General features: G+C 66.9%; 11 protein-coding genes. All 11 read right to left on the bottom strand.

The window, feature by feature from the left end; all coding sequences use genetic code 11:
* Positions 1-182: 182 nt before the first annotated feature.
* Genes rpsQ through rpsJ form a run of 11 tightly spaced genes read right to left on the bottom strand, consistent with a single transcriptional unit; the run spans position 183 to position 5,449 of the window.
* Positions 183-449, bottom strand: coding sequence for a 30S ribosomal protein S17 (gene rpsQ / locus MFF42_RS07700; protein WP_238255215.1), 267 nt, complete (start codon positions 447-449; stop codon positions 183-185).
* 11 nt (positions 450-460) lie between these two features.
* Entirely contained in the window at positions 461-676 is a 216-nt protein-coding gene (rpmC, locus tag MFF42_RS07695) for a 50S ribosomal protein L29 (protein WP_003597107.1), read from the bottom strand.
* A gap of 12 nt (positions 677-688) precedes the next feature.
* Positions 689-1,102 carry a 50S ribosomal protein L16 gene (rplP, locus tag MFF42_RS07690; RefSeq protein WP_238255214.1) on the bottom strand — a complete coding sequence of 138 codons (414 nt, stop codon included), beginning with the start codon at positions 1,100-1,102 and terminating at the stop codon, positions 689-691.
* Positions 1,103-1,136: 34 nt separating this feature from the next.
* The gene (gene rpsC / locus MFF42_RS07685; RefSeq protein WP_238255213.1) at positions 1,137-1,883 is read right to left on the bottom strand and encodes a 30S ribosomal protein S3; all 747 of its coding nucleotides are present in this window, start codon (positions 1,881-1,883) and stop codon (positions 1,137-1,139) included.
* Between the two features lie 10 nt (positions 1,884-1,893).
* Complete coding sequence (gene rplV / locus MFF42_RS07680; RefSeq protein ID WP_009865531.1) at positions 1,894-2,277, bottom strand: 50S ribosomal protein L22; 384 nt, start codon at positions 2,275-2,277, stop codon at positions 1,894-1,896.
* 1 nt (position 2,278) lies between these two features.
* Positions 2,279-2,557 carry a 30S ribosomal protein S19 gene (gene rpsS, locus MFF42_RS07675; RefSeq protein ID WP_003597098.1) on the bottom strand — a complete coding sequence of 93 codons (279 nt, stop codon included), beginning with the start codon at positions 2,555-2,557 and terminating at the stop codon, positions 2,279-2,281.
* 5 nt (positions 2,558-2,562) lie between these two features.
* Positions 2,563-3,399, bottom strand: a complete 837-nt coding sequence (rplB, locus tag MFF42_RS07670; protein ID WP_012454029.1) for a 50S ribosomal protein L2 — start codon at positions 3,397-3,399, stop codon at positions 2,563-2,565.
* A gap of 25 nt (positions 3,400-3,424) precedes the next feature.
* On the bottom strand, positions 3,425-3,721 hold the full coding sequence (locus tag MFF42_RS07665) for a 50S ribosomal protein L23 (RefSeq protein ID WP_238255212.1): 297 nt from the start codon (positions 3,719-3,721) through the stop codon (positions 3,425-3,427).
* The gene (gene rplD / locus MFF42_RS07660) at positions 3,718-4,338 is read right to left on the bottom strand and encodes a 50S ribosomal protein L4 (protein ID WP_017485510.1); all 621 of its coding nucleotides are present in this window, start codon (positions 4,336-4,338) and stop codon (positions 3,718-3,720) included. Before rplD ends, MFF42_RS07665 begins: the two co-directional genes overlap by 4 nt.
* Positions 4,338-5,090: a 50S ribosomal protein L3 gene (rplC, locus tag MFF42_RS07655; protein ID WP_238255211.1), complete on the bottom strand. Its 753-nt coding sequence runs from the start codon at positions 5,088-5,090 to the stop codon at positions 4,338-4,340. Before rplC ends, rplD begins: the two co-directional genes overlap by 1 nt.
* A gap of 50 nt (positions 5,091-5,140) precedes the next feature.
* Positions 5,141-5,449 (bottom strand): 30S ribosomal protein S10, encoded by a 309-nt coding sequence (rpsJ, locus tag MFF42_RS07650; protein WP_003597088.1) that lies wholly within the window; start codon positions 5,447-5,449, stop codon positions 5,141-5,143.
* Positions 5,450-5,556: the final 107 nt, after the last annotated feature.

The following is a 5,556-nucleotide window of genomic DNA, read 5'->3' as shown; positions in this document are numbered from 1 at the left end:
GCAGAAGGCACCGCTGCGCTCGATCCGGCTCCCCCCACCCCCTGCCTCCTTCCACAGGGGCGAGGGCGTATGGGGCTTCACCTGAGATCAAGCTCGGTCGAGGCGGCGGCGCAAACGAAAGCGGGCGCGGGAGCCTCAGCTCCCGCGCCCGCCTCGAAACTCCGTCGTTCCGGCCGGAACGATCAGGCCGCCGTGCCGGCCGCCTCGGCCGCCGCCGCCTGATCCTCGACCAGCTTCCAGGTCTTGGTCTTGGAGTAGGGACGGGACTCCTCGATGAACACCGTCTGGCCGACCTTGGCCGCGTTGGCCTCGTCGTGCGCATGGTAGTTCTTCGAGCGGCGGACCGTCTTCTTCATCACCGGGTGGGTGAAGCGACGCTCCACCTTCACGACGATGGTCTTATCGGTCTTGTCGCTGACGACGACGCCTTGAAGGACGCGCTTGGGCATGTGGAATCTCCTCAGGCCTTGGCCGCGTCCAGCGTCTTCTGACGCTGCAGCGTGCGGACACGGGCGATGTCGCGGCGGACCTCACGGACCCGGGCGACGTTCTCGAGCTGGCCCGTCGCGCCCTGGAAGCGCAGGTTGAACTGCTCCTTCTTCAGGCTGATGAGCTCGTCGGAAAGCTGATCCGCCGACAGCGCGCGCAGATCAGACAGTCTCTGATCGGACTTCATGATCTCTTCCTATCAATCAGCGATGCGCTGGATGACGCGGGTGCGCACCGGCAGCTTCGCGGCACCGAGGCGGAGCGCCTCGCGGGCGATCTCCTCGGCGACGCCATCGACCTCGAACATGATGCGGCCGGGATGGACGCGGGCGGCCCAGTATTCCGGCGCGCCCTTACCGGAGCCCATGCGGACCTCGGTGGGCTTGGCGGTGACGGGGAGATCCGGGAACACCCGGATCCACACGCGGCCCTGACGCTTCATCTCGCGGGTGATCGCGCGGCGGGCCGCCTCGATCTGCCGCGCGGTGATGCGCTCCGGCTCCAGGCACTTGAGGCCGAACTGGCCGAAGTTCAGCTCAAAGCCGCCCTTGGCCGCGCCATGGATGCGTCCCTTGAACTGCTTACGGAACTTGGTCTTCTTGGGTTGCAGCATGGCAGCCTCTCATCATTCTCCAGGTGGCTCGCGATTACGCGTTGGCGTGATCGCGGCGGCCACGGCCACCACGGTCGTCGCCGTCACGCTCGCGGCGCCCGCCGGAACGGCCGCCCTCTTCCTGGGCGCGCTTGTCCTGCGCCATCGGATCGTGCTCGAGGATCTCGCCCTTGAACACCCACACCTTGATACCGCAGGTACCGTAGGTGGTGAACGCGGTGGCGGTGCCGTAATCGACGTCGGCGCGCAGGGTGTGCAGGGGAACGCGGCCCTCGCGGTACCACTCCGTGCGCGCGATCTCCGCGCCGCCGAGACGGCCGGCGCAGTTGATGCGGATGCCCTCGGCGCCCAGGCGCATGGCCGACTGCACGGCGCGCTTCATGGCGCGACGGAAGGCGACGCGGCGCTCGAGCTGCTGCGCGATGGACTCGGCCACCAGCGTGGCGTCGACCTCGGGCTTGCGCACCTCGACGATGTTGATCGTCACGTCGGCCTTGGTCATCGTGCCGACGAGCTTGCGCAGCTTCTCGATGTCCGCGCCCTTCTTGCCGATCACCACGCCCGGACGACCCGAGTGGATGGTGACGCGGCACTTCCGGTGCGGGCGCTCGATGACGATCTTCGAGACGGCGGCCTGCTTGAGCTGCTTCATGAGGGCGGCGCGGATGGCCACGTCCTCGTGCATCAGCTTGGCGTACTCGCCCTTCTCGGCGAACCAGCGGGAATCCCAGGTCCGGTTGATGCCGAGACGCAGGCCGATCGGATTGATCTTCTGACCCATCGGTAACTCCTCAGGCCGCTTCAGCGCGCACTTCGCGAACCACGATCGTGAGGTTCGAGAAGGGCTTCAGGATGCGCGCGCCGCGACCGCGGGCACGGGCGTGGAAGCGCTTGAGCACCAGCGCCTTGCCGACGAAGGCCTGGGACACGACGAGATCGTCCACGTCCAGGTCGTGGTTGTTCTCGGCGTTGGCGATCGCGCTCTCCAGGCACTTCTTCACATCGCGGGCGATGCGCTTGCGGGAGAATTCGAGGTCGGCCAGGGCCGTATCGACCTTCTTGCCGCGGATCAGCGCCGCCACGAGGTTGAGCTTCTGGGGCGACACGCGGAGCATCCGCGCGACGGCCTTCGCCTCGTTCTCGGGGAGCGCGCGGGGGGTGGCAGGCTTGCCCATCTCAGCGCCTCTTCGCCTTCTTGTCGGCCGCGTGACCGGGGAAGGTGCGGGTCGGCGAGAACTCGCCGAACTTGTGACCGACCATCTCCTCGGTGACGTAGACCGGGATATGCTTGTGTCCGTTGTGCACACCGAAGGTGATGCCGACGAACTGCGGGAGGATCGTGGAGCGGCGGCTCCAGATCTTGACGACCTCGTTGCGGCTGCCGCCGCGGGCGGCGTCGGCCTTCTTGAGGAGGTAGCCGTCGACGAACGGCCCTTTCCAGAGGGAACGTGCCATGGCTGTTACTTCTTGCGGTTATGGCGGCTGGACAGGATGAAGGTGTCGGTCCGCTTGTTGGACCGGGTCTTCTTCCCCTTGGTGGGCACGCCCCAGGGCGTGACCGGGTTCCGGCCGCCCGAGGTACGACCCTCGCCGCCGCCGTGCGGGTGATCGACCGGGTTCATGGCGACGCCGCGGTTGTGCGGGCGCTTGCCGAGCCAGCGGTTGCGGCCGGCCTTGCCCAGCGAGATGTTCATGTGGTCCGGGTTCGACACCGCACCGACGCTGGCAAAGCACTGACCGTGGACGAGGCGCTGCTCGCCCGAGTTCAGGCGCAGCGTCACGTAGCCCTGGTCGCGGCCGACGATCTGAGCGTAGTTGCCGGCGGAGCGGGCGATCGCGCCGCCCTTGCCGATCTTGAGCTCGACGTTGTGGACGATGGTGCCCACCGGCATCGAGCCGATCGGACCGGCATTGCCCGGCTTCACGTCGACGCTCTCACCCGCGACCACCTTGTCGCCCGGCGACAGGCGCTGGGGGGCGAGGATGTAGCTCTGCTTCCCGTCGGGGAAGGTGATGAGCGCGATGAAGGCGGTGCGGTTGGGATCGTACTCGATCCGCTCCACCGTCGCGGGAACGTTGAGGTTCTCGCGACGCTTGAAGTCGACGTTGCGCAGGACCCGCTTGTGGCCACCGCCGCGGAAGCGGACGGTGATGCGGCCCAGGTTGTTGCGGCCGCCCGAGGAGCTCTTGCCCTCGGTCAGCGCCTTTACCGGCTTGCCCTTGTAGAGCTCACGGCGGTCGACGAGCACGAGCTGGCGCAGGCTCGGCGTGACCGGTTTGAATGTCTTCAAGGCCATCGGCTTGATCCTAACGCTTCAAGTCTCAGAGGCCGGTCGTGACGTCGATCGTATCACCCTCGGCGAGGGTCACGATCGCCTTCTTCACGTCCGAACGCTGCCCGCGCTGCCCGCGGAAGAACTTCTTCTTGCCCTTGGTCGTGAGCGTGTTGACGCTCGTGACCTTGACGTCGAACAGCTTCTCGACCGCTTCCTTGATCTGCGGCTTGGTGGCCTTCGGGGCAACCCGGAAGACGACCTTGTTCTGCTCGGTAAGGTTGGTCGCCTTCTCCGTGATGACGGGGGAGACGATCACATCGTAGTGGCGCGGATCGGCACTCATTTGAAACGCTCCTCCAGCGCATCGACGGCGGCGCGCGTCAGCACGAGCGTGTCACGACGCAGGATGTCGTAGACGTTGATGCCCTGGACGGGCAGCACGTCGATCTTCGGGATGGCGCGGGCGGCGCGACCGAAGTTCTCGTCGACCTCCGAACCGCCGATGATCAGCGCGCTCGACAGGCCGAGCTTCTCGAAGCGCTCGATCATCGCCTTGGTCTTGTGGCTGTCGACCTTGATGTCGTCCACGACGATCAGGGTCGAGGCCTTGGCCTTCGACGACAGGGCGTGCTTGAGGGCGAGCGCACGGACCTTCTTGGGCAGGTCGTGGCTGTGGTCGCGCACCACCGGACCGAAGGCCCGGCCGCCGCCGCGGAACTGCGGAGCGGAGGCGGCGCCGTGACGGGCGTTGCCGGTGCCCTTCTGCTTGTACAGCTTCTTCGAGGTGCGATCGACGTCCGAGCGGTTCTTGACCGCGTGGGTGCCGGCGCGCCGCTTGGCGAGCTGGTAGCGCACCATGCGCTGCAGGATGTCGGCGCGCGGCTCCAGGCCGAAGATCGCCTCGTTGAGCTCGACCGAGCCGGCGGAGCCGCCGTCGAGCGTGGTGATATCGAGTTTCATCACGCGTTCTCCTCGGACGCAGGAGCGACAGCCTGGGCCTCGGGGGCCGCCTCGACCTGGGACGCGCCGGCGGAACCGTTCTCACGGAACTTGCCCGGCAGCGGCACGTCGGCCGGCAGCTTGCGCTTCACCGAGTCGCGAACCTGGATCCAGCCGCCGGCGACGCCGGGAACGGCGCCCTCGACGAGGATCAGGCCGCGCTCCGGATCGGTGCGCACGACCTTGAGGTTCTGCGTGGTGACGCGCTCGACGCCCAGATGGCCCGGCATCTTCTTGTTCTTGAAGGTCTTGCCCGGATCCTGGCGGCCACCGGTCGAACCGATCGAGCGGTGGGAGATCGACACGCCGTGGGTGGCGCGCAGACCGCCGAAGTTCCAGCGCTTCATACCGCCGGCGAAGCCCTTACCCGTGGTGGTGCCCGTCACATCGACGAACTGGCCCGGGATGAAGTGGTCCGCGGTGATCTCGGCACCGACCGGGATCAGCGCGTCCTCGGACACGCGGAACTCGGCGAGCTTCTTCTTGGGCTCGACCTTGGCGACCGCGAAGCGGCCGCGCTCGGCCTGCGACACGTTCTTCACCTTGGCCTTGCCGACGCCGACCTGGAGGGCGACGTAGCCGTCCTTCTCGGTCGTGCGGTGTGCCACGACCTGGCACTGATCGATTTGGAGCACGGTGACGGGCACATGCTCGCCAGCGTCCGTGAAGACGCGGGTCATGCCGACCTTCCGTGCGATGACGCCTGAGCGCATAGGTCTCTCCCTCGCGCGATGAAACGGTAAGCTCTAAATCCAGCGCGGACTTAGAGCTTGATCTCCACGTCCACGCCAGCGGCGAGGTCGAGCTTCATCAGCGCGTCCACGGTCTGCGGCGTCGGGTCGACGATATCGAGCACCCGCTTGTGCGTGCGCATCTCGAATTGTTCGCGCGACTTCTTGTCGATGTGCGGCGAGCGGTTCACCGTGAACTTCTCGATATGCGTCGGCAGCGGGATCGGGCCCCGGATCTGCGCGCCGGTGCGGCGCGCGGTCGAGACGATCTCCTTGGTGGACGCATCGAGGATGCGGTGATCGAACGCCTTGAGGCGAATGCGGATGTTCTGACCGTTCATGACCTGACCTCGGCGGAAACGTTGGAAGGGCGGGCGCGAGGGCCCGCCCCTCTTACGTCCCCTGTCGATGATGCCTTGCGGTGGCGGTTAGTCGTTGATGGCGGCGA

The organism is Methylorubrum podarium (genome assembly GCF_022179745.1).
Lineage (GTDB): Bacteria > Pseudomonadota > Alphaproteobacteria > Rhizobiales > Beijerinckiaceae > Methylobacterium > Methylobacterium podarium.
Note: the sequence above shows the minus strand (reverse complement) of the source record. Positions and strands in the feature narration are given on the sequence as shown.

Bases quoted from the DNA above. Each gene is read 5' to 3' on its own strand.
- rplV (WP_009865531.1), bottom strand. From the start codon at position 2,277: ATGGGCAAGCCTGCCACCCCCCGCGCGCTCCCCGAGAACGAGGCGAAG.
- rpsQ (WP_238255215.1), bottom strand. From the start codon at position 449: ATGCCCAAGCGCGTCCTTCAAGGCGTCGTCGTCAGCGACAAGACCGAT.
- rpsS (WP_003597098.1), bottom strand. From the start codon at position 2,557: ATGGCACGTTCCCTCTGGAAAGGGCCGTTCGTCGACGGCTACCTCCTC.
- MFF42_RS07665 (WP_238255212.1), bottom strand. From the start codon at position 3,721: ATGAGTGCCGATCCGCGCCACTACGATGTGATCGTCTCCCCCGTCATC.
- rpsJ (WP_003597088.1), bottom strand. From the start codon at position 5,449: ATGAACGGTCAGAACATCCGCATTCGCCTCAAGGCGTTCGATCACCGC.
- rpmC (WP_003597107.1), bottom strand. From the start codon at position 676: ATGAAGTCCGATCAGAGACTGTCTGATCTGCGCGCGCTGTCGGCGGAT.
- rplD (WP_017485510.1), bottom strand. From the start codon at position 4,338: ATGAAACTCGATATCACCACGCTCGACGGCGGCTCCGCCGGCTCGGTC.
- rplB (WP_012454029.1), bottom strand. From the start codon at position 3,399: ATGGCCTTGAAGACATTCAAACCGGTCACGCCGAGCCTGCGCCAGCTC.
- rpsC (WP_238255213.1), bottom strand. From the start codon at position 1,883: ATGGGTCAGAAGATCAATCCGATCGGCCTGCGTCTCGGCATCAACCGG.
- rplC (WP_238255211.1), bottom strand. From the start codon at position 5,090: ATGCGCTCAGGCGTCATCGCACGGAAGGTCGGCATGACCCGCGTCTTC.
- rplP (WP_238255214.1), bottom strand. From the start codon at position 1,102: ATGCTGCAACCCAAGAAGACCAAGTTCCGTAAGCAGTTCAAGGGACGC.